The sequence below is a fragment of the Ruminococcus callidus ATCC 27760 genome (assembly GCF_000468015.1).
GTDB lineage: Bacteria > Bacillota > Clostridia > Oscillospirales > Ruminococcaceae > Ruminococcus_C > Ruminococcus_C callidus.
Genome location: NZ_KI260501.1, coordinates 1 through 1,687, shown reverse-complemented (window position 1 = coordinate 1,687; position 1,687 = coordinate 1). Strand labels below are relative to the sequence as shown.

Annotated in this window: 1 protein-coding gene; it reads right to left on the bottom strand. The window is 32.4% G+C overall.

Annotation, left to right across the window (positions count from 1 at the left end; translation table 11 throughout):
- Nucleotides 1-321: 321 nt before the first annotated feature.
- A complete protein-coding gene (locus RUMCAL_RS13860; RefSeq protein ID WP_169726025.1) occupies nucleotides 322-1,560 on the bottom strand; it encodes a M16 family metallopeptidase in 1,239 nt (412 codons plus the stop codon).
- Between the last annotated feature and the right edge of the window lie 127 nt (nucleotides 1,561-1,687).

Sequence of the window (1,687 nt, the reverse complement as noted above, 5' to 3'; positions counted from 1 at the left end):
GGAAGCTGGCTGCATATGTGATTCTCGCAGTAAGCTTAAGGAGAAACTGGGGCAGTGGAGATCATGTACCCCGACAGGCTGGACTGAGCCGGCACAGTCAGTCTGCTTCCATTCCGCTACGCTCCATTTCAGCAGACTGACTGTTGGAGAAACTTGACAAATTACGGTATGTATTGTATACTGTAAAAAAATTGAGCGGCTGTTTTTCAAGCCGCTCGCAATATCGTTTTTTATCACTGTTGTTGAATTTACAGAGATTTTTTCGCAGAGCCCATTGGTATGACAAAATTTCTTAGGGTTTTGCAAGAAATCTCTGTTCCGCTATTTTAGATTATTGCGCAAAAAATCATTCAATTCAGTTTTATCAATTTTATTCGTTTGACCACAAATTAATACTGAGGTATTACAAAACCTAAAAATTGTATTGGCTGTTTTATTTAACTCATCGCAGGAAATATTTTTAAAAGACTCTATTTTTTGCTTAATTGTAAAGTTTTCAGAACCACAAAAGTATGTATTCCACGCAAGATAATCATTAAATTGCCGTGTATCTTCGAGCCAAAACCACATATTATCCATAAAAAATGGTTTATTGTATGCAAGGCTTTCTTCTTTACACTTTTTTATACGTTCAATTTGTTCAATTATCATATTTAGGGACATCCAAAAATCATGTGCTTTTACATGATAATTGATACAAAGTACTGCTGAATCAATGTGTGTACTCACAAAAGAGTACGCATTATACATACACTTACTTTTATAACAGCAACTGGATAAACAGGATAATTCTCCTTCACCTAAAATTGAATTTAATAACGTGACACAATCTCTGTTAACAACATTAAAATTCAAATCAAAATATAATGCTACTTCCAATTCATTATCAGCATAATTTAGGAATTTGATATCAGGTTTTCTTTCTCCTATTTTAGGTGCTTGAAACGACTCTTTAACTCCGCAGGGAAATTCGGCGTTTGATAAAAATTCATTCATTAATACTATCTCATTTTCATCGAAGTTTCCAGCAGCAAAAAAGGCGACATTTTTTTGTGTATAGTAACATTTTTTATGTGAGATCAAATCATCCAACCGCAACTTTAATACAGTTTTCTTAGTACCTATAACTGGGTAGGAAAGCGAATGATCATTCCATAATAACGATCCAAGCATTTTGTCATATCGCATATCGCTTCTTTCAATTTCTCTCAATTGCAAGTCTTTTTGAATATTAAATTTTTCTTGATTCCAATCAGGTTTTAAAATAAAATCAAAAAAGCAATTTAATGCGTTATGTAAATACTTCGGATGAAATTTCAAACTAAATCTCGTATAATCCTTATCTGTAATTGCATCAAAAATTCCACCTATTTTCTCAAATTCGTAGTGCGGAGCAGATGAATATAGAAATCGTTCTAAAAGATATGAGATTCCTCTTTTTTCTATGCTATCGTTGCGTGAACCGCAACGAATATACCAACCAATTGTAATTGATTGTGCATTTTCAATTGGATAGAAATATGTTGAAATTTGACTTTTGGGATTTATATAGCGTTCCAAAATAAAAAACCTCATAAAATAAAAGTAGTAGTTTTAAGATTCCTCTCCAAGAATCATTATATGCAAAGTTGATTATATTTTAATGGGCTTTGCAAAAAATCTCTGTAAATTCAACAACAGTGATAAA